The organism is Spiroplasma endosymbiont of 'Nebria riversi' (assembly GCF_018831625.1).
GTDB lineage: Bacteria > Bacillota_I > Bacilli_A > Mycoplasmatales > Nriv7 > Nriv7.
This window is the reverse complement of the sequence record NZ_CP065193.1, coordinates 926,816-952,152: the sequence shown is the minus strand read 5'-3', so window position 1 is coordinate 952,152 and position 25,337 is coordinate 926,816. Positions and strand designations below refer to the sequence as shown.

Annotated in this window: 30 protein-coding genes, 1 tRNA gene and 4 pseudogenes; 23 read left to right on the top strand and 12 right to left on the bottom strand. The window is 24.5% G+C overall.

Annotation, left to right across the window (positions count from 1 at the left end; translation table 4 throughout):
• Positions 1-425: 425 nt before the first annotated feature.
• Positions 426-524: pseudogene (locus I5Q57_RS09920) on the top strand (IS3 family transposase); the annotation flags it as partial.
• Here I5Q57_RS09920 and I5Q57_RS06130 read toward each other — a convergent pair.
• From I5Q57_RS06130 to I5Q57_RS06110, 5 genes are all read right to left on the bottom strand, one after another.
• The gene (locus tag I5Q57_RS06130; RefSeq protein ID WP_215825699.1) at positions 486-752 is read right to left on the bottom strand and encodes a hypothetical protein; all 267 of its coding nucleotides are present in this window, start codon (positions 750-752) and stop codon (positions 486-488) included. The pseudogene I5Q57_RS09920 and the gene I5Q57_RS06130 overlap by 39 nt on opposite strands.
• A 297-nt stretch (positions 753-1,049) precedes the next feature.
• Positions 1,050-1,352: an HU family DNA-binding protein gene (locus I5Q57_RS06125; protein WP_215825698.1), complete on the bottom strand. Its 303-nt coding sequence runs from the start codon at positions 1,350-1,352 to the stop codon at positions 1,050-1,052.
• 80 nt (positions 1,353-1,432) lie between these two features.
• Positions 1,433-1,732, bottom strand: a complete 300-nt coding sequence (gene trxA, locus I5Q57_RS06120) for a thioredoxin (protein ID WP_215825697.1) — start codon at positions 1,730-1,732, stop codon at positions 1,433-1,435.
• A gap of 55 nt (positions 1,733-1,787) precedes the next feature.
• A complete protein-coding gene (locus tag I5Q57_RS06115; protein WP_215825696.1) occupies positions 1,788-2,600 on the bottom strand; it encodes a Cof-type HAD-IIB family hydrolase in 813 nt (270 codons plus the stop codon).
• Positions 2,601-2,697: 97 nt separating this feature from the next.
• Positions 2,698-2,782, bottom strand: a tRNA-Leu gene (locus I5Q57_RS06110).
• A 235-nt stretch (positions 2,783-3,017) separates the two neighbouring features.
• Here I5Q57_RS06110 and I5Q57_RS09455 point away from each other — a divergent pair.
• The 15 genes and pseudogenes from I5Q57_RS09455 (at position 3,018) to I5Q57_RS06020 (ending at position 12,865) form a co-directional block, all read left to right on the top strand.
• Positions 3,018-4,508, top strand: a pseudogene (locus I5Q57_RS09455) (ATP-dependent helicase).
• Between the two features lie 3 nt (positions 4,509-4,511).
• On the top strand, positions 4,512-4,943 hold the full coding sequence (locus tag I5Q57_RS06085; protein WP_256444933.1) for a 3'-5' exonuclease: 432 nt from the start codon (positions 4,512-4,514) through the stop codon (positions 4,941-4,943).
• Between the two features lie 137 nt (positions 4,944-5,080).
• On the top strand, positions 5,081-5,362 hold the full coding sequence (locus I5Q57_RS06080; RefSeq protein WP_215825695.1) for a hypothetical protein: 282 nt from the start codon (positions 5,081-5,083) through the stop codon (positions 5,360-5,362).
• Between the two features lie 152 nt (positions 5,363-5,514).
• Positions 5,515-6,351 carry a rolling circle replication-associated protein gene (locus I5Q57_RS06075; RefSeq protein WP_215825694.1) on the top strand — a complete coding sequence of 279 codons (837 nt, stop codon included), beginning with the start codon at positions 5,515-5,517 and terminating at the stop codon, positions 6,349-6,351.
• Positions 6,352-6,850: 499 nt separating this feature from the next.
• On the top strand, positions 6,851-7,081 hold the full coding sequence (locus I5Q57_RS06070; RefSeq protein ID WP_215825693.1) for a hypothetical protein: 231 nt from the start codon (positions 6,851-6,853) through the stop codon (positions 7,079-7,081).
• 15 nt (positions 7,082-7,096) lie between these two features.
• Positions 7,097-7,342: a hypothetical protein gene (locus I5Q57_RS06065; RefSeq protein ID WP_215825692.1), complete on the top strand. Its 246-nt coding sequence runs from the start codon at positions 7,097-7,099 to the stop codon at positions 7,340-7,342.
• Positions 7,343-7,443: 101 nt separating this feature from the next.
• The gene (locus I5Q57_RS06060) at positions 7,444-8,364 is read left to right on the top strand and encodes a hypothetical protein (protein ID WP_215825691.1); all 921 of its coding nucleotides are present in this window, start codon (positions 7,444-7,446) and stop codon (positions 8,362-8,364) included.
• A gap of 13 nt (positions 8,365-8,377) precedes the next feature.
• Positions 8,378-8,704: a hypothetical protein gene (locus tag I5Q57_RS06055; RefSeq protein WP_215825690.1), complete on the top strand. Its 327-nt coding sequence runs from the start codon at positions 8,378-8,380 to the stop codon at positions 8,702-8,704.
• Positions 8,705-8,798: 94 nt separating this feature from the next.
• Complete coding sequence (locus tag I5Q57_RS06050; protein WP_215825689.1) at positions 8,799-8,969, top strand: hypothetical protein; 171 nt, start codon at positions 8,799-8,801, stop codon at positions 8,967-8,969.
• Between the two features lie 25 nt (positions 8,970-8,994).
• Positions 8,995-9,378, top strand: coding sequence for a hypothetical protein (locus I5Q57_RS06045; RefSeq protein WP_215825688.1), 384 nt, complete (start codon positions 8,995-8,997; stop codon positions 9,376-9,378).
• Positions 9,371-10,954 (top strand): hypothetical protein, encoded by a 1,584-nt coding sequence (locus I5Q57_RS06040; RefSeq protein ID WP_215825687.1) that lies wholly within the window; start codon positions 9,371-9,373, stop codon positions 10,952-10,954. Before I5Q57_RS06045 ends, I5Q57_RS06040 begins: the two co-directional genes overlap by 8 nt.
• Position 10,955: 1 nt before the next feature.
• Positions 10,956-11,234 (top strand): hypothetical protein, encoded by a 279-nt coding sequence (locus tag I5Q57_RS06035; protein ID WP_215825686.1) that lies wholly within the window; start codon positions 10,956-10,958, stop codon positions 11,232-11,234.
• A 53-nt stretch (positions 11,235-11,287) separates the two neighbouring features.
• A complete protein-coding gene (locus I5Q57_RS06030; protein ID WP_215825685.1) occupies positions 11,288-11,701 on the top strand; it encodes a hypothetical protein in 414 nt (137 codons plus the stop codon).
• 74 nt (positions 11,702-11,775) lie between these two features.
• Positions 11,776-12,522: a hypothetical protein gene (locus I5Q57_RS06025; RefSeq protein ID WP_215825684.1), complete on the top strand. Its 747-nt coding sequence runs from the start codon at positions 11,776-11,778 to the stop codon at positions 12,520-12,522.
• Entirely contained in the window at positions 12,506-12,865 is a 360-nt protein-coding gene (locus tag I5Q57_RS06020) for an integrase core domain-containing protein (RefSeq protein WP_215825683.1), read from the top strand. Before I5Q57_RS06025 ends, I5Q57_RS06020 begins: the two co-directional genes overlap by 17 nt.
• A gap of 126 nt (positions 12,866-12,991) precedes the next feature.
• Here the strand turns inward: I5Q57_RS06020 and I5Q57_RS06015 are convergent, their stop codons facing one another.
• Both I5Q57_RS06015 and I5Q57_RS06010 read right to left on the bottom strand, forming a co-directional pair.
• The gene (locus I5Q57_RS06015) at positions 12,992-14,548 is read right to left on the bottom strand and encodes a hypothetical protein (RefSeq protein ID WP_215825682.1); all 1,557 of its coding nucleotides are present in this window, start codon (positions 14,546-14,548) and stop codon (positions 12,992-12,994) included.
• Positions 14,549-14,593: 45 nt separating this feature from the next.
• Complete coding sequence (locus tag I5Q57_RS06010) at positions 14,594-15,229, bottom strand: hypothetical protein (protein ID WP_215825681.1); 636 nt, start codon at positions 15,227-15,229, stop codon at positions 14,594-14,596.
• A gap of 395 nt (positions 15,230-15,624) precedes the next feature.
• Between I5Q57_RS06010 and I5Q57_RS09730 the strand changes: the two genes are divergently transcribed.
• Together I5Q57_RS09730 and I5Q57_RS06005 are read left to right on the top strand one after the other, a co-directional pair.
• Positions 15,625-15,753 (top strand): hypothetical protein, encoded by a 129-nt coding sequence (locus I5Q57_RS09730; RefSeq protein ID WP_256444881.1) that lies wholly within the window; start codon positions 15,625-15,627, stop codon positions 15,751-15,753.
• 64 nt (positions 15,754-15,817) lie between these two features.
• Positions 15,818-16,926 (top strand): annotated as a pseudogene (locus tag I5Q57_RS06005) (IS3 family transposase).
• Here I5Q57_RS06005 and I5Q57_RS09725 read toward each other — a convergent pair.
• Both I5Q57_RS09725 and I5Q57_RS09720 read right to left on the bottom strand, forming a co-directional pair.
• Positions 16,919-17,233, bottom strand: coding sequence for a hypothetical protein (locus tag I5Q57_RS09725; RefSeq protein WP_256444934.1), 315 nt, complete (start codon positions 17,231-17,233; stop codon positions 16,919-16,921). The pseudogene I5Q57_RS06005 and the gene I5Q57_RS09725 overlap by 8 nt on opposite strands.
• A gap of 55 nt (positions 17,234-17,288) precedes the next feature.
• A complete protein-coding gene (locus tag I5Q57_RS09720; RefSeq protein ID WP_215825680.1) occupies positions 17,289-17,660 on the bottom strand; it encodes a UPF0236 family transposase-like protein in 372 nt (123 codons plus the stop codon).
• Between the two features lie 245 nt (positions 17,661-17,905).
• Between I5Q57_RS09720 and I5Q57_RS05990 the strand changes: the two genes are divergently transcribed.
• Positions 17,906-20,146 carry a hypothetical protein gene (locus I5Q57_RS05990; protein ID WP_215825679.1) on the top strand — a complete coding sequence of 747 codons (2,241 nt, stop codon included), beginning with the start codon at positions 17,906-17,908 and terminating at the stop codon, positions 20,144-20,146.
• Between the two features lie 217 nt (positions 20,147-20,363).
• Positions 20,364-21,424: pseudogene (locus tag I5Q57_RS05985) on the top strand (IS3 family transposase); the annotation flags it as partial.
• A 107-nt stretch (positions 21,425-21,531) separates the two neighbouring features.
• On the opposite strand, the gene I5Q57_RS05980 reads toward I5Q57_RS05985, so the two are convergent.
• Positions 21,532-21,708, bottom strand: coding sequence for a hypothetical protein (locus I5Q57_RS05980; protein ID WP_215825678.1), 177 nt, complete (start codon positions 21,706-21,708; stop codon positions 21,532-21,534).
• Positions 21,709-21,842: 134 nt separating this feature from the next.
• Here I5Q57_RS05980 and I5Q57_RS05975 point away from each other — a divergent pair, with 134 nt between their 5' ends.
• Positions 21,843-21,992, top strand: coding sequence for a hypothetical protein (locus tag I5Q57_RS05975; RefSeq protein WP_215825677.1), 150 nt, complete (start codon positions 21,843-21,845; stop codon positions 21,990-21,992).
• Positions 21,993-22,145: 153 nt separating this feature from the next.
• Entirely contained in the window at positions 22,146-22,802 is a 657-nt protein-coding gene (locus I5Q57_RS05970; RefSeq protein ID WP_215825676.1) for a transposase, read from the top strand.
• Positions 22,803-22,928: 126 nt separating this feature from the next.
• Here the strand turns inward: I5Q57_RS05970 and I5Q57_RS05965 are convergent, their stop codons facing one another.
• Positions 22,929-23,213: a hypothetical protein gene (locus tag I5Q57_RS05965; RefSeq protein WP_215825675.1), complete on the bottom strand. Its 285-nt coding sequence runs from the start codon at positions 23,211-23,213 to the stop codon at positions 22,929-22,931.
• A 209-nt stretch (positions 23,214-23,422) separates the two neighbouring features.
• On the opposite strand from I5Q57_RS05965, the gene I5Q57_RS05960 reads away from it, so the two are divergent.
• On the top strand, positions 23,423-24,382 hold the full coding sequence (locus I5Q57_RS05960) for an IS1/IS1595 family N-terminal zinc-binding domain-containing protein (protein ID WP_215825674.1): 960 nt from the start codon (positions 23,423-23,425) through the stop codon (positions 24,380-24,382).
• Positions 24,383-24,648: 266 nt separating this feature from the next.
• Here the strand turns inward: I5Q57_RS05960 and I5Q57_RS05955 are convergent, their stop codons facing one another.
• Entirely contained in the window at positions 24,649-25,335 is a 687-nt protein-coding gene (locus I5Q57_RS05955) for a UPF0236 family transposase-like protein (RefSeq protein WP_215825673.1), read from the bottom strand.
• Positions 25,336-25,337: the final 2 nt, after the last annotated feature.

Sequence of the window (25,337 nt, the reverse complement as noted above, 5' to 3'; positions counted from 1 at the left end):
ATTTTTTATTGTCAATTCATCACATATCAGCACCTATAAAGCAAGGGAATTGTAATGTACAGTATTTTATTTAACAACCTAATTATTATAAACTATTTTATCCAATACTACAACTAAATATTATTTAAGGACGCATAAAGTTTTGTTAGGTGGGTAAAGATTTGAATAATTTTAAAAGAGAAGTGATTACAATTTAATTATCATTTTATTTTAAAAATAAGTAATAAAACAAACTATTTAATATTAACAAACATAATTTTAATAAAAGGTTATAAAAACAACATTAAAATAATTTTTTACAACAAAAATCATACATAGGATATATATACTTAATTTGCATATTGAAATAATTTATAAATAATTTATAGTAAATGATTATTTTTTCTTTTTTTAAAAATACCTAAGAAAACTAAACGCGACCATGCGAATTATTTGATTTTGTTAATTGATACAATAATCGTAGAATACATGGCAGTTTAAATTATTTAACGCCTGTTGAATTTAGAAAATGACAGTCTACATAAAAAGTGTCCAAAAAAGGGTTGCCATACCAATTGTTGTTTTTTAATATAACTAGAGGAATAATCTAAGCCTTTAACATAAGCATCGCGAACGCTTAAATTACTAGCATCAATACCTGCTCCTAAATGATTTTTAATTTCTTCTAAACTATATGTATAATCATTTTGCTCATCTAACGATTCACTACTACTAGAACAACAAATAATAGGTGAAACTGGTGATATGATCAATGTTAAAGTACATAATTTTTTAAGTAATTTATTCCTCCTTTTATAAATATAGTGAAAATAAGGATTACTTATCATTTATTTAATGATTATTAATGACATTAATATTAATTTGTATAATTGCTTATCCTATTAAATAAATAACTAAGCACATTCTTAATAAACTAATATTGCTATTTTCTAGCACAATTACAATAACAATAGTAAAATATTTTAATTTTTTATTATTTACTAAACGATAAAGTTAAATAAAAAAAATTACAGTAATTACTGTAATTTTTCAAATATTTTTAATAATTATTAACTATTTGTATTAACTTTTTCTTTTAAAGTTGTTGAAGGACTAAAACTGACAACAGTTCTCGCAGGAATAGCGATTTTTTCTCCTGTTTGCGGATTTCTTCCTTCTCGAGCTTTTCTTTCTTTAGTTTTAAAAATACCAAAACCTGAAATAGGCGTTCTCTCAGCACTCTGAATTTCTTCGGTTAAAATATTAATAATACTATCAAAAATATCGTTAGCTTTGCTTTTTGTAATCCCATATTTTTTATACTCTTCGACGATAAAATCAGCTACTTTGTCTTTAATTGATGGTTTTTTCATTTTTAAACTTCCCTTCTTATGAAATTATAGTTTAAGAATAATATAAAAAATTAAATTTGGCAAGAAAAAAATTACTGATTTTAACTTAAAGCCGTTTTTAATTTTTCTTTGGACTTATAACCATTTAAAGTTCTTTTTAATTGACCTTCATCAAAAATTAATAATGTCGGAATTGAACTGATATTAAATCTTTGTGCCAATTCTTGTGATTCATCAATATCAACTTTAACAAAAGAAAATTCTTTCATTTCATCAGATAATTGTTCAAAAATTGGTGCTAACATTTTACAAGGTCCACATCAATCCGCATAAAAATCAATAATAACTTTACCAGTTTTAATAGCTTCATCAAACTTACTTACATCTGCTTTAATAACCATTTTAAATTCTCCTTTCATTCTTTATTATTTTAACATAATTAAAATAATAATATTTTTACTTCAAAATGTGTTTGCGGATCGTATTACCAACACCATTTTCATTATTACTTTGACAAATATAATTAGATAATTCTTTAATAATCTCAACTGAATTATCCATTGCCACTGGATGTCCCACTGCTTGCATTAATCATTGATCATTATATGAATCACCAAACGCCATTGCTTCACTAGCACTAATTCCTAATAAATCACAAATATATGTAACACCATAACCTTTACTCATTTTTGGCAATGTTATTTCATATATTCCTGGATGATATTCTTTAATATCTAAATGCGAAAATTTTTCATTAAATTCATTAATTAATTCCTGAGAAGCAACTTGACTAGTAATAGTTTTAGCAATAATAACAATCCGGGCGATATCACTATTTAAATCATCAATATCATTCAATACTGTATATTTTGCTTGCATAATATCAGCTCAATAACTAGAATTTTCTCCAAGGCGATTAACAAAAGAACCATCTTCAGTATACAATTGACATTTAAAACCTTTATTATCAACTCAACGATAAACCGCCTTAGCAACATCATTATTAATATTTCCATTAAAAATTAATTTTTTATCTTTAAATGAATAAATATGAACACCATTATTAGCAACAACAAAACTTTTAAATTTATGAGCATTAATTTGTTTAGCAACACTAATAGCATTAGTAGTAATTCTTCCTGTATTAATAACAACAATAACACCTTGCTTTTGAGCTGTAATACACATTTCCTTATTAAATTCAGTTAGACAATGATTATCATTAAACAAAGTCCCGTCAATATCAATAAAAATAATTTTTATTTTCATTAAATCCACCTTTTTCATTTTTTAAATATCTATTTATTAAAATAATACTAATTAATTAAAAAAATAATGCACTATTAAGTGCACATTTTATAGTAAATGGTGCGGGTTAAGGGACTTGAACCCCCACGTCGTAAAACGCCAGATCCTAAGTCTGGTGCGTCTGCCAATTCCGCCAAACCCGCATTACAAATTACTTTAACATTATAATACAAAATCACCACAATTATCAATAGACTAACAACTATATTTTGTAGAAACCATATACATATGACAAGATTTTGTTTTCTACAAACTTTTAGGGGATGTATTCTTTTGGCAGTAATATTTTGTATCGAATGCGATAGCGAAAGTTATGTTGTTGGTAATAAAAATGCAGTTGTAATCTGTAATTCTTGTGACAAAAATGGCTTTTAAATTTTGAAAGAAGTTATAAATTTAAAACATTTAAACGAAAAGCAAAGATTAGCTGTTTTAAGTAGTGAAGGCACTAATAGAATTATAGCTGGTGCAGGAAGTGGCAAAACAAGAGTTATTATTTATAAAATTGCTCATTTAATTCATAATTTGGCCATTAATAGTAGTCAAATTTTAGCGGTAACTTTTACTAATAAGGCAACTAATGAAATGAAAAGTCGATTAAATGAATTGGTTGATAATGATGAATCTAAACATATATGAATCCATACATATCATGCTTTTTGTGTTAGGGTTTTAAGAAGAAATATTATGGTTTTAGGATATACAAAAAATTTTATTATCATTGATACTGTTGATAAAATTAATATTTTAAAAAATATTAGTAAAAATAAGCAATATAATTTTGATAATAATGAAATTAAAAAAGTTAGTAGTATGATTTCTTATTTAAAGAATAACCAATTATCTTATTCTGATGTTATTAACAACGCCTTTTATTATGAATATAAGCAACAATGATTAGAAATTTATAAGATTTATTTACAATATTTGTCTAAAAATAATATGGTTGATTTTGATGATTTATTAATATTAACTTTGAAATTATTTTCTCAGCATTCAGAAGTACTACAAAAGTGACAGAAACGATTTTCTTATGTTTTGGTTGATGAATTTCAAGACACTAATGAATTATAGTTTCAATTAATTAATTAATTAGTAAAAATACATCAAAATATTACTGTTGTTGGCGACCCTGACCAAACAATTTATTCTTTTCGAGGGGCAAAAGCAAGATTAATTTTAGATTTTAATAACTATTTTCCTAATGCGAAAACTTTTATTTTTAATCAAAATTATCGTTCAATACAAAATATTTTAGATGTTGCAAATATTCTTATTAGTTATAATCATTCACGAATTGCTAAAGATTTATTTACAATGAATAACCGAGGTAACAAGATAAAACTATATTGTGGTAATACTAGTATTTGCGAGGCTAATTGGGTAATTAAAGAAATTAAAAAGTTAGTTGAAAAAAATATTTTATTAAAAAATATTTTAATTCTTTATCGTGCTAATCATCTTTCTCATCATTTAGAATAGGCATTAATTAATAATTATATTAATTATCGTATTTATGGTACTTTTAAGTTTTTTGAAAGAAAAGAAATTAAGGATGTTTTAGCTTACTTAAAAACTTTAGTTTATGGTGATGAATTATCAATAATACGAATTTTGAATTTAATTAAAGGCGTGGGAATAACAACAATTAACAATTTAATTGAACAATCACAAAATAGCGGGCAATCGCTTTTAAAATATTTAATGATAAATGTTTCTAGTTTAAAACCATCAATAGTTAAATTAGTTACATATTTAAAAGTTTGAAAAGAAAAACTAAAGTCATATAAAAAAATAACTTATTTAGCACAAGATTTTTTAAAAAATGGTACTTACTTACAACAATTAGCAGATGGTTTTGAAGAATAACGCTTAGAAAATGTTAAACAATTATTTAATCATATGGAAAATTATGATTTGCAAAATTCTGATTCATTACAAGGGGTGGAATTATTACAACATTATTTACAAGAAGTTAGTTTATATGTTGATCAAGATGAAAATTCTGTTGTTCAAGATAGAGTTAGTTTGATAACAATTCATAATGCTAAAGGGTTAGAATATGATTTTGTATTTATTATTGGTTTAAACGAAGGTATTTTTCCTAATACTTTAAGTATTGAAGATGGAATTACTGCTATTGAAGAAGAACGAAGAGTTTTATATGTTGCGATTACAAGAGCAAAAAAAGGATTATTTTTAAGCTATAGTAAAGGATTTTCTTATATAGCTAATAATTATTGTTTACCTTCAAGATTTATTGCAGAAATTGATACTAGTTTATTAGAAATTAAATTTAATTAACAGGACTTTTAAATTTTGTGAAAAGCTATTAAAAGCTTAATATTTATAAATATATTAGATGTGGAAAATTTATATGAATAACTAAATCCAAACAAGTTTTAAAAATGAAAGAAAAAAATTAAAGGAGTTAAAAAATAATGTTTAAGATTAAATTAGTTAGTATAAAAAGAAAAGTATTTAAAAACAAAGATGGTTCTGTGGTGTCAGGTTACTCTGACGAATTTTTGCGGTATGAAAATGATTTATTTGAGCCTACTGGTGAACAAAAAGCTTTATGAATTGATGATAACAATCTAGAACAACAAGAAATTTATAAGTTGTTAAAAGAAAATGTTAAATCATTTTTTAGTTGTGAATTAACTTTTGATAAAAATCCTAAAATAGTTAATTTGCAAAAAATTGAATTATCAAAAAATTAAAAAAACTTGTTCAATTAATTGGTAATCATTTTTGGTCTGCGAAGCGGTGCGGAAGGCGTATGCCCCCGCCCGCTAGCTGTTTAGTCGGCGAAGCCGACTATTACTTGATTAAATAACACAACTGGCAAAAATCTAAAATTGGAGCATAAAATATGAATTTACAACCTCAAAATCCGACTGATTTTTATATGAAAACCATTTATTACGGTCAATATATTCGCAATATTGTTATGCCTTTAGAACGCATTAAAGCAAATACTCGTACTGCTAGCGGTTTAAAAAACAAAGGAGAACGAGAAACCAAAATGTTAAATAGTAATGTGTGTGCTAAATGTAGTGCTGTCAGAAAGGCATATCATAATTTTTCAGTTAAAGAACTTACATTTTTAACTTTAACTTATAAGTTAAATGAAACAGATGTTAAAAAATGTAAAAAAGAATTAAAAAAATTTTTTAGAAATATAAAATATTATTTCAAAAAAAAGAATAAAGAAATTAAATATTTTTATACATATGAATATCAACAAAGAGGAGCTATACATTTTCATATTTTACTTGATAAAAAAATACCAAATAAATTAGTTCTTAAACACTGACCTTATGGATTAAATAAAAATTTGGTTGTTAAACAAGATACTAATGAATCAGTTGTTAAATACTGCTCTAAATATATTACTAAAAATGTCTTGAATGAAAAATCATTAAACCAGTATGACTTAAATATCAAGGCTTATCAATTATCATATAACTGTCAAAATCCCATTACTAGAAAACAAGTATTTACCGATACTTTGAATAATATTGTTAATCGAACTGTAAATTCTGAATTTGTAAAATACTTAAAATCAACAGTTAACAAATTTAAAACTAAAATTTGCGGAGTAATCTATGAATTTAAAAATATCAATTATGTAGAATTTGAAAGTGAAAATTATGCTTCGTTAGAAAGTTTAAGGTTTAGAAATCAATTAAGAAAAATGAAACACTAGGAGTTAATAAGTATGTCTCGTAGTTATATCGTTATGCATTCACTATAAAACTTGGGAGTTTAAAAATGAAAATATTAGTTAATTTAAAAGATAAAAATTAGAAACTTAAGGAGAAAAGAAAGATGAGTATATTTGGACTAGTGTTTTTTACGATTTTAACATTATTACTAGCATATTATATTGCTGTTAATATTTATCGGTTTTTTAAAGATAAAAAGAAATATGGTAGTTAAGCAAAACAGTTGCCAAAAGATTTTACTTATTCACAACGAATATTTATTGCAAAGTTTAAGCGAAATTTATTAGAACAAGATGAAAAAGAAATTAAAAAGTAGGTTTAGAAAATGTTTAAAAAAATAATTATTGAGTTAATTGAATTAATTTATCCGACTGCCGATTTACCGCCTCAAGTTGTATTTTTGTTTTCAATTTTAATAATTGTAATGCTGTTCTCTGCCATTATTTTTCTACTCTTTTGACCTTTTAAGCGGTAATTATTATGTTTTTATTTGCTTGAAAAGATTTAGATTGAGAAATGACAAAATTGTATTTTTGGGATTTATTTATTCAAATTAAAGTTATTCCAGCGTGAGTTTCTGGTAAAGAAATTGATTTAATGAAAGAACCACTTTGACTTTTAATAGCGAATATTGCCTTTTGAATGGTATTAGTGTTCATCGTCTTATTTATGGTTATTTTATTTTATAAGGTTAAATCATATTTTGTTTAGAAAGGGGGTGATTATATGTTAATAAATTTCTTAGTAGAAACAATAACTACACCAGTAACAATTACTGGTGAACAAGCGGTTACTAACTTATGAAAAGCATTAATTAAAGCATTTGGTAATATTTGAACTGATATTATTGGTGGTAATATGCCAAATGTCGTTAATTTTTTTGCTACATATTGAGTTTTCTTGCTTGGCGTGATTATTGGTTTATTTTTAATCGCTTTCAAAATGTTTGAAAAATTAATTCCTGGCAGATAGTAATAAAAATAAAGAAAGTGTGATTTAAGTGATGCTATTGTTTAAGAAAATAAATTTAAGATTATATGATTTTGTCGGTTTAAATCGCACTTTATTTATTTTTGCGTGATTTTTATGGTGCGATTTTGCATTATTATAATCCGCAAAGTTGACGAATGTTATTTGATATTATTTATTTATTAATTGCTTCGTATATTCTATATACTAAAATTTCTCATTTTTTTGCTCGTCGTAGTTTTATTAATTTCTTATTAAATTCACCCTTAAATTTAATAATTGGTGCCTTAGGGACTGGGAAAAACGCTTTAATGGTTTTAGCTCCTTACTTATTAAGCGATTGAAAAATGATTTCTACTTCTCCGATTACCAATAAACAAATGCTTTCATTAGGACATATGTCACTTTTAGATTATAATTATCCAATTTTAGATGAAAAACATTTACTGTTATGAGATGAAACTAACTTATTTTTAGAAGGAACCGACTATAAAGAAAATGATAGAGTAACCCAAGGTTTACAAGAATATTTTGCTTCAGCACGGCAATTTACCCATATCGTATTAGCGGGCGGGCAACGAGCCGAACATATATGAGTTAAAGTTCGCGATATTGCGAATTCAATAATTGTTGGCATTAGAAAAAAACCGGTTAGTATTTTTCGTTCTTATTTGCAAGTTATTTACGGTACTTTTAAATCGGTAAGCGAATACGAGCAATGACGTTTAACTCTGATTAATGCTAAAAACGATAAAAAAGGTCGCAAAATAAAGTATCGTAGCGTTCCGGAATTAAACATTTATTTCTTTAAATTGAAAATTCCGATGTCAATTTTAAATCTTTACGATAATAAATATTTATCATTCTTGCGTGAATTAAGTAATCGTGCTTTGAATGATAATTATCAACATAAATTTTGAAATGATAATGTAATGGATATTGAAGCATTAGAATATTTAAAAATGGAAAAATTCAGTAAGATACTTACTAAGTTAAAAAATAATCTGAAGAAGAAAAACAAGTAAAGGAGTTTAAAAAATGGAAAACTTAGAAAAAATGGATAGTTTGATTATCTATATGTTTTATAAAGTTTTTGATTTAATTTGAACTTTAACCATTCCTGGAACAGATATTCGCATTATTATTTTCCCACTAATTATGCTTGTGATAAATCTTGTAATTGGCGGCATTTTAGGTATTCATATTGAACGACCAAAAGTTGGTTTTCGTAAAAAATACCAAAAATCAGTTGCTAATTGAGGAACTAAGAAAAAATCATCTAGTGGTCCGATTAAGAAATTTAGTGGTAATAGCCCTAAAAACAGACCATGAGTTAACCAACACGGACGGCGAATAAAAAGGTAGGTTTAGAAAATGTTTAAATTAATAATATTATTTATTCTTGTTTCTGTTTTTTTCTATTTTTGCTTTAGGTGATTTTTTAGGTTTATGAGCATATGTGCGTGAAGGTTTAGAATATTTTAATAAAGTTTTATCAAAAAATATTAAAATTTTAGATTTGTTTAAACCAATGATAAGGTTATTTTCTCAACATCCGATTTTTCAAATTTTAGGAACAATTTGTATTTTATCGACAATATATTTAATTTTAAGAGGACCTACTAAATAAAAAATATTTTAAAAGGAGTTAAAAAATGAAAAAGTTAAAGAAAATATTAAGTATTAAATGATTTAAAAGCGTTTTAGGTTTTATGGATTTTTTTATTATATTTCATACTGTTATGGTTGTAATTTGAGTGTTTTTAACAAGAATTAGAACTAATATAGATGGATTTTTTAAAGATTTTATATTATTTGATTTTCAAAATGTATTTCTTAAAGTGTATTTTTGATTATTAATGATTTATTTGTTAATAACTGCTATTAAGTTATTTATTAGAGGTTATTACTTTAATAAAATTTTTAGAAAGCATCAAACGCAAGATGTTAATTGTGAATGTCCAAAACATAATCATTATAAATTTTCTGATGCTTTTAAAGCGATAAAAAATAGTTTTAAGACATGATGAAATGCATAAGATTATTTCTTGATTTATTATAATGTTTATTGGTTTGGTACCATTAGGGGCTTTCTTTGATACAAAACAACCACCAAAACCTAATATGGAACAATCTTTTATAAAGCGAGAAAAACGAGCAACTAATCCTAGTCAATGTGGCAATAGTTGCGAATTAGAATTTTCTAATATTTATAATAGTTTTTTAATTCCCAGCAAAATTGGCGGTGGGGCTAAAATTAAGTTTCAAGATAACATCGATTTACCACTTGAAATTAAAAAAACTCGCATTTTTAGTTTATCTCTTGGTAATAAAAATAAAGATTGAATTAATTTTTATAAAAATAATGGTGTTAAAAAAACTTACGATGATTTTAGTTATTTAGATTTAGATTTTGGTTATGAGATTTCTGAGATAATTAATGTTAAGATAACATTTACTAAATCAATAAGATTATCTTATAGTATAACTTCATTTTCGGCGGGAATGCCCTCTTTACCAGAAAAAGATAAAGAACAACCATTGCCTACCGAAATAACTAAAAATGATGGTGAATATCAATATAATCAGTTTCAAGATAAATTAGACTATTTAATGATACAACGGCGAGATTTTGATAAATTTAATTATAGTTATTTATATTGGGTCCCAATTTTTAATTTCTTTGACAATAATTTTAAATATATGAGTGAAATTTCAATTAAATTAAATGGTTTTAAACAAAATAGTAAATTTAGTTTAAATCGCAAAAATTCATATCCGTCTGGTTTTATTGAAGAAGTTATTTTTAGAGAACTTTCCTTTTCTAGTTTTGGTGATGTTATTACTATAAAAACTGAGCATGGTAGTATTGTGGGTAATAATGAGTTTTTAGAAAATGGTAAATCGCTTTGAAAATCTGGTTCAAAAACAAGTTTTGGAGGAGATTTTATTAATACCTTTTTTGGACAAGTTAATTATTATGGTAATACTTTCTATTTTTTACGCTATGATGACAAATTAAAATTTGATTTTAAAGATTTTATGCTTCATTATCAAAAAGATTTAACTGTTGATTTTATTAATGGTTTATTTAATAAAATTTATAAAGTTTTAGGTGGTTTTTTTACACAATTCTTTTATGCAAGTTTTGATATGGATGCTTCTACTTATGTAGGATTAAGTTATAAAGGAATGCAACAAATTCCTAAAAATGTTTTACAAATGGGCTTTTTCTATCGCTCCTTAATTACTTTTTATCCCAAACAATATTTAATTAATTTTGGTTCAACAATCGAAAATAGTAAGAATATGATTTTTCGTTCTTATTTCTTTGTTAAAGATAAACAAATTGCAAATGGTTTTAATACTGGTAAAAGTTCTTATCAAATAGATTTTAATGTTTTAAAAGCGTATGATAACCAACTATGAAACGCTACTAGTAATAAACTGCATTTTTACAAGGCCAAAGTTGATGTGATGTATGGAATTAATATTTTTACGCTAACTTTTCCGCTATATAAAAAGAAAAATGAAAGTACTGAATATCATTATTCTTTATACGATTTTAACATTTTGAATTCAACAGCTTTTATTGGTGGCGGAATAAGCGGGTAATATGGATGACTTAATTCCAACACCTAATTGTTCTTATTGAGGCTTATTTAGTGCGATATCTTGTGGTATTCAACACGCCTCTGTTAGTGTGCTAAATTGATTACTTGGTCTTTCTGGAATTAATCTTTTAATTCGCCCTATTGCTGACATTGCTAAAACAACGATTAATTTTACTAAAACTGCCTTTCCGGTGTTTGAAGTCATTCCGGCGTTTCAAATGTTGTTTGAATTTGTAGTGCCGTTAGCAATCTTATTAATGATATTAAAAAAGTTCTCTTAAATATTGCCATTATTTTTTATAATATAATTCCTTTGAAAGGAGGATTTTTATTTATGTGAAAATTTTTATCAGCTTTAAATTTATTATGTATAATGTTTATTTCTGGGTGTAATAAAAATAGCAATGATTTAAAAAAATATGATTTAGAATTTTCTAATATTTATAATAGTTTTTTAATTCCCAGCAAAATTGGCGGTGGGGCTAAAATTAAATTTCAAGATAACATCGATTTACCACTTGAAATTAAAAAAACTCGCATTTTTAGTTTATCTCTTGGTAATAAAAATAAAGATTGAATTAATTTTTATAAAAATAATGGTGTTAAAAAAACTTACGATGATTTTAGTTATTTAGATTTATATTTTGGTTATGAGATTTCTGAGATAATTAATGTTAAGATAACATTTACTAAATCAATATGATTATCTTATAGTATAACTTCCTTCTCTGCCGAGATGCCTCATTAATTAGCAATTTTAATAAATATGTTTGAAAATTGTATTACAAAAAATACGGTTTTCTTAATTTAATTATTTTAAAAATGAAATATATTATTTCCCAAGCTGATTTAGCAGATTTAAAAGCAAAAGTACAAAGCTGATTAATTGCTAATTGCCGTAATCCTTATTACTATAAAAATAAAAAACGCATTACTGCCTATTTAAATTTATGTACTTATTTTTATATTGAAGAAACTACTTTAACAAAACTTATTAAAAAATATTTTAAGGGTGCAACAAAAACTTTTTATCGTTGGGCACAAAAAATTATGACTGCTTATTATTCTGACAATTTAAATTTGTTATTGTTTAAAACTACAAAGCCACAAAATCTTAATTATCAATATAGTTTAAATTCTCGCAAAAAAGTATGTGATTTATATTTTGATTACAAAAATCTTCAAGCCGGTGGAATGTGGTCTTTATTTAATAATTTAAAAATCGGTTTTCACGATGTTGAAAATTCAAAAATTCCAAAAAATATCAAAACTTTTTATCGTTGAATTAAATCCGACCCTCGTTGAAAAGAATTAAAACAGCAAATCAAACAAACAAAATGCCATTTTAAGCGTTATGAAGTCTCCGAGATTGGTCTTTTACAAATGGATGCCAAAATTATTACCACATCAAATTTTCCGGTTGATAAAAAATATTACATTTATGATTTCATTGACGAAATGACACGCATAGTATTTGGCTATGTTTATGATAGTTTAGGAACCAATAACGCAATCAATGCCCTGCAAAGAGCAATGAAAGATTTTAGCGCGCTTGGGCATAACAATTAAACGCCTTCGTACTGATAATGCCCCTGAATTTACTACTACTAATTGAAGCAATAAAAAAACATACAAAGTAAAAGAAAGGCCTTTTACAACCTTTCTTTCAAAAAATGGAATTGTTCACGAAACCACGCCGATTCGCTCGCCACAATCAAATGGCAAAATTGAACGATTCCATCAACATTATACCAAATTATTTTATGCTAAGGATAAAAAACTAAATCAAAATGAACTTCAACATTTCTTAAATCAATATTATTACTATTACAACTTTGAACGTCGTCATTTATCTTTAAACACTAAAACTCCATTTCAAGCCTTGAAACATTTTTTTATTTTGACAAAATAAAAAACCAGTAATTTTAATTAATTACTGGTTTGAATATTTTTTTATTTTTCACAAAAAATTAAATTTGTTGTTCTTGTTCCAATTAAACTGATTGCTCCTAAAAAATAAATATTTTTTAATAAAACCTTATACTATGGTAGTAACTGCATTTGTTCTTACTGGCCCTTCTATTTCTGATGAAAAAAATGCTTCACCATTAAATGTTATTTTATCATTGTTTTTATCTATAGTAATTTCACTTGGTAATACACCATGATTTTGTAAAATTTGCATTACTTCTGTAATTGGTAATGTAAATATTTGTTCTTTATTACTATCATCAATTATTTTAGAAGTAATTGTTCCCATAATTTTTTGCTTTAAATTTAATATAATTTCAGATTTAACTATTCTTACTGAATAATTAATTTTTAATTTTTCGTTGGGATTAAGTTCAAATTTATCAGCGGATTCCTTAAAAATACTTAAAATCATTTCTTGTTCTTGCTTATTTGTGTTTGATAAATCAAATTCATTTGATAATACATTAATAATTTCAGAATTTTTATTATTTATATTTGTAAAATCTGTTAATTTCATTTCATCATCAGAATTTATGCTTCAACCATTTAATTTATTTTCTTGTTTTGTTTTAGTTAATCCTGTTGTAATTTGAAATACCAATTTTGATTTTGAATTATATTCACAAGCAGGTACATTAAATGATCTTATATCCGGAGTTTTATTGGTAATTTCTCTATCAGAACATATATTTTTAGGAACATTAGATCATAAAAATGAATTTTCTTTTTTTGTTATTTCATTATTTGAAAAATTTAAATTATTAATATCAATATAATTTATTTCTTTAAATTTTACATTAGAATTTTTGTTAGCGTCTTTATATTTAAAGAAAATTGCTTTCTTAATTAATTCGCTTAAATCAATAGAACTAGCTTCATCTTTATTTTTAATTTTATAATTAACAGTAACTTCACCAAAATATTTACCATTATCTTTTGCTTTAATTGTAGCCAATGTATCTGTTTTATTAATAATTTCTAATTGTGATATATCTAAATCGGGATTTAAATAATTTAATTCATTTAAAATAATTTCATCATTAATAATGTTATTAAACCTTAAATTATTTATTTGAATAATAATATTTAAAAGCATTTTAGTTTTAGTTATCGCAAATACATTACCACTTTTTTGTTCAATTATAATAGAAATAACTGTTTCATTTATTCCATTAATTTTAATTAAATTTGATGAAGGTCTTGATTTAAAATATAATCCATCATCTGTTGCAAAATAAGTAGCACCAGCAACTGTAGAAGCAACGTTTCTGTCATGAATTGCAATATCATTAACTTGACCTTTTATTTCGCTAATTTCTATAGCATCATAATTGTTTGGTTTATCTTCAATCAAATAAACTTTTTTATTTGCAGATATTGCATAAGCTTCTCCTGTTGAACGAGAAATTATAATGCCATTAACCTTGTTATTTGTTCCATTAATTTTAATTAAATTTGATGAAGGTCTTGATTTAAAATATAATCCATCATCTGTTGCAAAATAAGTAGCACCCGCAACTGTAGAAGCAACGTTTCTGTCATGGATTGCAATATCATTAACTTGACCTTTTATTTCGCTAATTTCTATAGCATCATAATTGTTTGGTTTATCTTCAATCAAATAAACTTTTTTATTTGCAGATATTGCATAAGCTTCTCCTGTTGATTAAGAAATTATAATGCGATTAACCTTGTTATTTATTCCATTAATTTTAATTAAATTTGATGAAGGTCTTGATTTAAAATATAATCCATCATCTGTTGCAAAATAAGTAGCGCCATCAACTGTAGAAGCAACGTTTCTGTCATGAATTGCAATATCATTAACTTGACCTTTTATTTCGCTAATTTCTATAGCATCATAATTGTTTGGTTTATCTTCAATCAAATAAACTTTTTTATTTGCAGATATTGCATAAGCTTCTCCTGTTGATTGAGAAATTATAATGCGATTAACCTTGTTATTTATTCCATTAATTTTAATTAAATTTGATGAAGGTCTTGATTTAAAATATAATCCATCATCTGTTGCAAAATAAGTAGCACCAGCAATTGTAGAAGCAACGTTTCTGTCATGGATTGCAATATCATTAACTTGACCTTTTATTTCGCTAATTTCTATAGCATCATAATTGTTTGGTTTATCTTCAATCAAATAAACTTTTTTATCTAAATTTTTTAAATTATTTGTTTTTAAATGATTGATTTCACTTTTTGCTGAAGTTGGAGCGTTTCCGATGATTCCTGACATTCCGCTTCCTGCTATTGTTATAGTTCCTAAGATTCCTAGTAATTTTTTCATTAACATCAAATTACTTTCATAAATTTTATTAATCAGTAAAAATTTATCGAATAATCAACATCCTTTCTCCAAAAACTAATCTGCAATTTCTTTATCCTGGAATTTCATTATAAATTATTTTTAAAAATTTTCTGCATTATTTTAAATTTATCATTCCTTTTTTAAAAAACTTCTTGTGTTTGTCATAAGTCTGTGGTATATTACATAGGTTAAATTAACACTTATTATTTTTAATTATGCCTTATATTTTTTTGCACCCATAAAATCAAACTAAGTTAATTAGTAAACGAAGTTTACTAACAAAAATCGTTAAACATTCAAATCTGCGATATATAAATGTTTAAAAAACTTAGTTAAATAACTTAGTTTATAACAAATAAGAAAGGTAATTTACTATGAAAAACATTGAAAACATCTTCTTAAATACTAAAAAATATCTCTTAAAAGAAAAGCAAAACGCAATTTTAATTAAAGCACCTAAAATTCCGTGATTTAATAAACAAACGGTGGATAGGTTACAATAAGTTGGACCATATTTATTTGGACTTTCAAATAAAATAAAATTATTAAGAAAGTAGGAAGATAAAAATGGGGAAAAACTCATATTCAAATGAATTCAAAAAACAAATTGTCATGCTTTATCAAAACGGAAAAAGCATTGTTGAAATTATTAAAGAATACGGGGTTTCAAAATCAGCCGTATATCAGTGAATTGAAAATTTTAATAATTTCGGGTCATTTAAAGTGTAAGATAATCGCACTGTCGAAGAAAATGAATTAATTTACTCGCGAAAAGAAAACCAACAATTACGAATGAGAAATGACATTTTAAAGCAAGCAGCACTGATAATTGGCAAAAAATAGGAATTATTAACAATAATAAAGAAAAATATTCCGTGCTAAAAATGTGTCAAATATTAAAAATAGCAAAATCAACATATTATTATCAAACTAATAATTGTGTTAAGTATGATGTTAATAATTATGAAGAAGAAGTTATCAGTGCATTTAATAAAAGCCCTAAAATTTATGGTGCTCGTAAAATTAAAGCTGTTTTAATGAGAAAAGATATTATCTTATCATGTCGAAAAATCAGATTACTTATGATCAAAAATAATTTGGTTTCTAAATAGACCAAATTAAAATATCGTAATCATAAAACAGTGGTTAATAATGACCAAATTAGTAATGTTTTAAATCTTCAATTTAATAACAAAAAACCTAATGAAGTTGTTGTTAGTGATTTAAAATATGTGCAAGTTGGAGGAAAATGACATTATATTTGTTTATTAATTGACTTGTTTAATCGAGAAATAATTGGCTATAGTGCCGAACCAAACAACACCGCTGAACTAGTTCAACAAGCTTTTCATAAAATAACACGACCATTAAATAAAATAACTTTATTTCATACTGATCGTGGTAATGAGTTCAAAAATAAAATCATTGATGAAATTTTAATAACCTTTAATATTAAAAGATCATTGAGCGCGAAGGGTTGTCCTTATGACAATGCTGTGGCTGAAACAACTTACAAAACCTTTAAAACGGAATTTATCAAGGGTAAAAAATTTGAAAATTTAACACAATTAAAATGCGAATTATTTGATTTTGTTAATTGATACAATAATCTTAAAATACATGGCAGTTTAAATTATTTAACGCCTGTTGAATTTAGAAAATGACAGTCTACATAAAAAGTGTCCAAAAAAGGATGGCCATACCAGTATTTATTCGTTTACCAACTTTTAACATTAGAAAATGACCTCGTTTGTTTTCTAATTCTCTACGAGCATTTTTGTAATTTTTTTCTTTATGTCCGGTGTGAAAAGTAACTAGACGAATTCTTTGGTCTTGTTTAACTTTCTTATTCAATGTCGCTAAAAATGTTTCATCTAGCTGAATATATAAATCCTTATTTTTGACATCAATTCTAGTTTTAGTTTCTTTTTCTGCTAGTTGAAAATATTCAGCAATATCGTATTTATTTAAAATATTTGAAATAGTAGCTTTTGAAATATAACAATGATTTAGAGCATCTAAAACATCACGATAGCTTTTACAATCACCCCAAAAGACTTAAAAATTTAAATTGGACATCAAAATAAATGCGTTGTTTGGGCAATAAACCAATTTCTTTATCTAGTGAACATACATATTCAAATTTATCTGATTTTTGATTTCAATATTTATATCGGCGTCGTTTAAAAATAACTTCACCAAAAATTGTAATAATTGTTCTTGATGCAAAATGAACTACTTTATAACCTTGTTTTAACCGATAATGATATTTATATAAGTATTCATCTAATTTTTCATATTCATTAGCCAATTGTTCACATTTATTGATGTACATATTTTTATGGGTTGCGAATAAACTGAATCAATGCTTGTTTTCTAAGATTTTTACATTATTATTAATTTCTAACATAAAAAATCACCTTTCTTGGTAGAGCAATTTTAACAAAGTTAAATTTAGTTAATTTATTTTTCTTTTTTAAAGATAAATATTTTTCTATAATTAGTATTCAATATTTTGAAAAAATTATAGAAATTTTTATTTGATAGTTTATGATTAATTTGTATTAATTAGATTGTAAAAATTTAAAAAAGGTCCGAGTGATTACTATAAAAATTTATTAATTAGCAAAAATTCATGAAAAGGATTTGATTAATATGAAAAAATTACTTGGTTTATTAAGTGCAATAACAATGACGAGCGGCGGAATGGCAGGGGTCGTCGCCAATAGTCCTTATGAAAAACAAGAACTTGAGAATAATAAAAAAATAAGTAAATTTAAAAGAAATATTAATAATTTAAATTTAATAAATTCTTATTTTATTAATAAAGATAATTTTAATGTTAGACAAATTAATGAAATAACAAGATCAGTTAATCATATTGCTATTTTTTCAAATACTGTTGGTACAACCGTAGCTAATAGTCTTTATTTTGCAACAAACGATGGCCTTTATTTTATGGGAGCAGATTGAAGAGTCCAAAAAATAAATGGTATAAATGAAGCAGTTATTTTTGTTACAATTGCACCAATAAGTGGTAATGCATTTGCAATAACTAAAACAGGAAAATCTTATTTTATTAGTAATACACCTGGTGATTATGGTGCTAGAAAAATTATTGAAATATCAGGATTTATTAATTCTATATCTGTTTATCAAAATGATATTTCTGATAGCGTAAAAGCTAATAGTCTTTATTTCGCAACAGATGATGGCCTTTATTTTATGCATGATGATAATTCATGAAAACCACATAAAATAAATGGTATAAATGAAGCAGTTAGTTCTATTATAATTGAACAAAAAAGTGGTAATGCGTTTGCAATAACTAAAACAGGAAAATCTTATTTTATTAATAAAGATAATTTTAATGTTAGACAAATTAATGAAATAACAATATCAGTTAATCATATTGCTATTTTTTCAAATACTGTTGGTACAACCATAGCTAATAGTCTTTATTTTGCAACAAACGATGGCCTTTATTTTATGGGAGCGGATTGAAGAGTCCAAAAAATAAATGGTATAAATGAAGCAGTTATTTTTGTTACAATTGCACCAATAAGTGGTAATGCATTTGCAATAACTAAAACAGGAAAATCTTATTTTATTAGTAATACACCTGGCGATTATGGTGCTAGAAAAATTATTGAAATATCAGGATTTATTAATTCTATATCTGTTTATCAAAATGATATTTCTGATAGCGTAGAAACTAATAGTCTTTATTTTGCAACAGATGATGGCCTTTATTTTATGTATGATGATAATTTATGAAAACCACATAAAATAAATGGTATAAATGAAGCAGTTAGTTCTATTATAATTGAACAAAAAAGTGGTAATGCATTTGCAATAACTAAAACTAAAATGCTTTTAAATATTATTATTCAAATAAATAATTTAAGATTTAATAACATTATTAATGATGAAATTATTTTAAATGAATTAAATTATTTAAATCCTGATTTAGATATATCACAATTAGAAATTATTAATAAAACAGATACATCAGCTACAATTAAAGCAAAGGACAATGGTAAATATTTTGGTGAAGTTACTGTTAATTATAAAATTAAAAATAAAGATGAAATTAATGCTATTAATTTAAATGAATTAATTAAAAGAGCAGTATTTTTTAAGTTTCGTGATGAAAGCCCTAATTTAAAATTTAAAGAAATAAAATATATTGATACTAATAATTTAAATTTTTCAAATACTGAAATAACAAAACAAGAAAATTCATTTTCATGATCTAATGTTCCTAAAAATGTATGTTCTGATAGAGAAATTATCAATAAAACTCCAAATAAAAGATCATTTAATGTACCTGCTTGTGAATATAATTCGAAATCAAAATTAGTATTTCAAATTACAACAGGATTAACTAAAACAAAACAAGAAAATAAATTAAATGGTTGAAACATAAATTCTGATGATGAAATGAAATTAACAGATTTTACAAATATAAATAATAAAAATTCTGAAATCATTAATGTATTATCAAATGAATTTGATTTATCAAACAAAAATAAACAAGAACAAGAAATGATTTTAAGTATTTTTAAGGAACCCGCTGATAAATTTGAACTTAATCCCGATGAAAAATTAAAAATTACTTATCCAGTAAGAATAATTATATCTAAAGTTATATTAAATTTAAAACAAAAAATTACAGGAAATATTACTGCTAAAATAATTGATTATAACAATAAAGAACAAATAGTTACATTATCAATTACAGAAGTAATGCAAATTTTACAAAAATATAGTTTATTACCCAATGAAATTACTTTAGATAAAAACAATGATAAAATAACATTTAACGGTGAAGCATTTTTTTCATCAGAAAGAGAAGGGGCAGTAAGAACAAATACAATTACTACTATAGTATAAGGTTTTATAAAAACGATATTAGCTATTCAGAACAATAACTTTAATTGAAACAAGTACAAATAGTTTAGTTGTTTGTGAAAAAATTGAAAATTGGATAGGTTACAATAAGTTGGACTATACTTATTTGGACTTTCAAATAAAATAAAATTATTAAGAAAGTAGGAAGATAAAAATGGGAAAAACTCATATTCAAATGAATTTAATAATTTCAACAATGCTTTATCAAAACGGAAAAAGCATTGTTGAAATTATTAAAGAATACGGGTTTTCGAAATCAGCCGTATATCAGTGAATTGAAAATTTTAATAATTTTGGGTCATTTAAAGTGCAAGATAATCGCACTGTCGAAGAAAATGAATTAATTTACTTGCGAAAAGAAAACCAACAATTACGAATGGGAAATGACATTTTAAAGCAGGCAGCACTGATAATTGGCAAAAAATAGGAATTATTAACAATAATAAAGAAAAATATTCCGTGCTAAAAATGTGTCAAATATTAAAAATAGCAAAATCAACATATTATTATCAAACTAATAATTGTGTTAAGTATGATGTTAATAATTATGAAGAAGAAGTTATCAGTGCATTTAATAAAAGTCGTAAAATTTATGGTGCTCGTAAAATTAAAGCTGTTTTAATGAGAAAAGATATTATCTTATCACGTCGAAAAATCAGATTCCTTATGATCAAAAATAATTTGGTTTCTAAATACACCAAATTAAAATATCATAATCATAAAACAATGGTTAATAATAACCAAATTAGTAATGTTTTAAATCGTCAATTTAATAACAAAAAACCTAATGAAGTTGTTGTTAGTGATTTAACATATGTGCAAGTTGGAGGAAAATGACATTATATTTGTTTATTAATTGACTTGTTTAATCGATAAATAATTGGCTATAGTGTCTGACCAAACAAAACCGCTGAACTAGTTCAACAAGCTTTTCATAAAATAACACGACCATTAAATAAAATAACTTTATTTCATACTGATCGTGGTAATGAGTTCAAAAATAAAATCATTGATGAAATTTTAATAACCTTTAATATTAAAAGATCATTGAATGCGAAGGGTTATCCTTATGACAATGCTGTGGCTGAAACAACTTACAAAACTTTTAAAACGGAATTTATCAAGGGTAAAGAATTTGAAAATTTAACACAATTAAAATGCGAATTATTTGATTTTGTTAATTGATACAATAATCGTAGAATACATGGCAGTTTAAATTATTTAACGCCTGTTGAATTTAGAAAATGACAGTCTACATAAAAAGTGTCCAAAAAAGGGTTGCCATACCACTAATAATAATGTTAAAATTGTAAAAAATACTAATCCAAATATACTCATCTTTCTTTTCTCCTTAATTTTCTAATCTTTTAATATGCAATATCAACACAAAGTCAATTATCACCGACTAAATCAGTTCTAACAGATTCAACTGCAGATTTAGACGCTCAAATTTTTTGTTCTAATCCAGTTTTTTTATTAATAGAATATATAAACTTTCGACAATAATTTTTAGGTGGTTCGCCCCCGCTAACTCACATTTTCATTTCTAAAACTCCAAAACTATTTTTTTACTACACCAAATCAAAAAATTGTTTTAATTTTGTAGAAAAATCTTGATATTTATTGAATATACTTAATTTTAGGTATATTTTTAATATGATAGAGGTGGATAATAATTATGGAAAAAATAATTCAAGAACTAGTAAATACTTTAACAGATGATCAATTTTTAGAATTTTATGAGAAAGTCAAACAAAAAGCAGAATTAATAAAAAAACAAAAACGTTTAAATGAAATTGATCAAAAATTTAGAGCACAAGGTATTTAATGCCCTAAATGTGAATCTTGCCATTGCGTTAAAAATGGACATAATTCAGAAGGAAAACAAAAATATTTATGTAAAAATTGCCGCGCAAGTTTTGGTGCTTTCCGTAATTATTTTATTTATTGAAGTCATTTAAATTATGAACAATGAAATTTATTGATTCAAATTTCATTGCCGGGGCAATCTAGTAAAACAATTTCTCGTTTTATTAAAACTACATTAAAAACTTATTGATATAATCGTCAAAAATTAATGAGATCAAAACAATTAGAAAATACCCAATTAAAATTTAAAAAATTATCTGGTAAAATCCAAATCGATGAAACATTTATTAAAGAAATTCATAAAGGGAATTTCAAACATAAAACTGATCCACGAAGAATTCACCTTGACCCATTCGCAACTAATACTAAATGCTGTATTCAAATGGCAGTTGATAATAATAACAATATTTATGTTAAATCCACAAACACCAAACATTTACAAAAACAATGAGTTATTGAAAATATGAACAAAGAATTAATTAACCAAAATTCAATTATTACTTCTGATATGCAAAAATTATATTTTTTAGTAGCAAAACAAACAAATTCTACTTTATGTGTAACTAAAACAACAATTAATCCTGAAGCTAGTTATCGTAACTTAAATAAAATCAGTAAATTACAATCTAGTCTTAAAGAAGCCTTAATTCATTATCATGGTTTAAGTTTTACTAATATTCAAAATTATTTAAATCTCTGAAAATGAAAATACCAACATAAGGGTTTAACTCCAAACCAACAAACAGCGGTATTATATTTTAATGTATAAAAAATTAAATTAAAAATAGTAATTTTACATAAAAGCCTTTTAAAATTATCAAGTTGATGATTTTTTTTATTTTATCAAAAGTTTTCTACAAAATTAAAAATGACACGAAAATTAATATTACAAATTTTAAATTAATTTTGTTTTTCAAAACTTATTAAGAACATTTTCCGCTAAACTTAATTTATTATTTTCTTTCGCTGTAAAGAAAAATGGCGCTGCCGTTGTCAATGCATACAGATAATCATCCACTACTTCTAATATTATAATTAAATTGCTATTAAAATTATCAAATTCATAAAAACTACCATTAAGATTAATTTTAAATATAACACCAGCAAAATTACTAGCATAAAAATTATTATTATAAAATACTAAATTTCTAATTCCTGCGAACAAGTTAACAAAAATCATATCATTAATATTTTTATCAAAATTAATTAATTCAGTAAAATTACCGATTGTACTTTCTTTAAAGAGTTTACTGCTACTTGTTCCATAATTAACACCAACATATAAACTATTATTAAAAGAACCTATTAATTTTGTAGAAAACTCTTGATATTTATTGAATATAATTAATTTTAGGTATATTTTTAATGTGATAGAGGTGGATAATAATTATGGAAAAAATAATTCAAGAACTAGTAAATACTTTAACAGATGATCAATTTTTAGAATTTTATGAGAAAGTCAAACAAAAAGCAGAATTAATAAAAAAACAAAAACGTTTAAATGAAATTGATCAAAAATTTAGAGCACAAGGTATTAAATGCCCTAAATGTGAATCTTACCATCGCGTTAAAAATGGACATAATTCAGAAGGAAAACAAAAATATTTATGTAAAAATTGCCGCGCAAGTTTTGGTGCTTTCCGTAATTATTTTATTTATTGAAGTCATTTAAATTATGAACAATGAAATTTATTGATTCAAATTTCATTGCTGGGGCAATCTAGTAAAACAATTTCTCGTTTTATTAAAACTACATTAAAAACTTATTGATATAATCGTCAAAAATTAATGAAATCAAAACAATTAGAAAATACCCAATTAAAATTTAAAAAATTATCTGGTAAAATCCAAATCGATGAAACATTTATTAAAGAAATTTATAAAGGAAATTTCAAACATAAAACTGATCCACGAAGAATTTACCTTGATCCATTCGCAACTAATACTAAATGCTGTATTAAAATGGCAGTTGATAATAATAACAATATTTATGTTAAATCCACAAACACCAAACGTTTACAAAAACAATGAGTTATTGAAAATATGAACAAAGAATTAATTAACCAAAATTCAATTATTACTTCTGATATGCAAAAATTATATTTTTTAGTAGCAAAACAAACAAATTCTACTTTATGTGTAACTAAAACAACAATTAATCCTGGAGCTAGTTATCGTAACTTAAATAAAATCAGTAAATTACAATCTAGTCTTAAAGAAGCCTTAATTCATTATCATGTTTTAGGTTTTACTAATATTCAAAATTATTTAAATCTCTGAAAATGAAAATACCAACATAAGGGTTTAACTCCAAACCAACAAACAGCGGTATTATATTTTAATGTATAAAAAATTAAAGTAAAAATAGTAATTTTACATAAAAGCCTTTTAAAATTATCAAGTTGATGATTTTTTTTATTTTATCAAGAGTTTTCTACAAAATTAAAACAAAAAATTATTAATTATTATTAAATTTTCACTAATTATCTAAATTTATGTTTTCTATATTTATTCGTATATGCAATAATACCTTTATTAATTCAACTATCATCATTTTTCTTATTATATTTATTTCATAATGAAGTTTTATATATTTCTTTTCTGATTTCTATTTCTTAATTAATATTTTCATTAATATAATGTAATACATTTAATTTGTTTAAATTTGCCATTCTTAAATGTAATAGATTATTTAAATTCTTATGATTATATATTTTTGTTCCACATCCTAATTGTTGTTTTACCAAATGCGATACATCACTTTCAATGCTACAGCCGATATTTCATTCTAAATTTTGATTATGAATACCTTGTTTATTATTAATGAAATAATTACTCGCCTTTCTTAAATTTGTTTTAATATCTTTATTTAATTCATTTTTAGCAAAACTACTACGAATGTTTTTGATTAATTCTTGATGATTTCCATCCTTATATAATTTAATTCAACTATTTAGTGTTACTTTACGATTTTCAAAAATAATATTAAATGCAGTTTGTTTTAACTTTTTAATAGCGTGATAACCATCTAAAATATATCTAACATTACCGAAACTATTGGCAATTTCTCTAATTCAAGTATCGCCATTGCCACAAATAATTATTTTGTCATAATTAATATTTACATAATGTTTTTGTAATTCTTTAATTAATAAATCACGATAATCCATCGTATTTATTCGTTTACCAACTTTTAACATTATAAAATGACCTTGTTTGTTTTCTGGTTCTCTACGAGTATTTTTATAATTTTTTTCTTTATGTCCAGTATGAAATGGATAGGTTACAATAAGTTGGACCATAT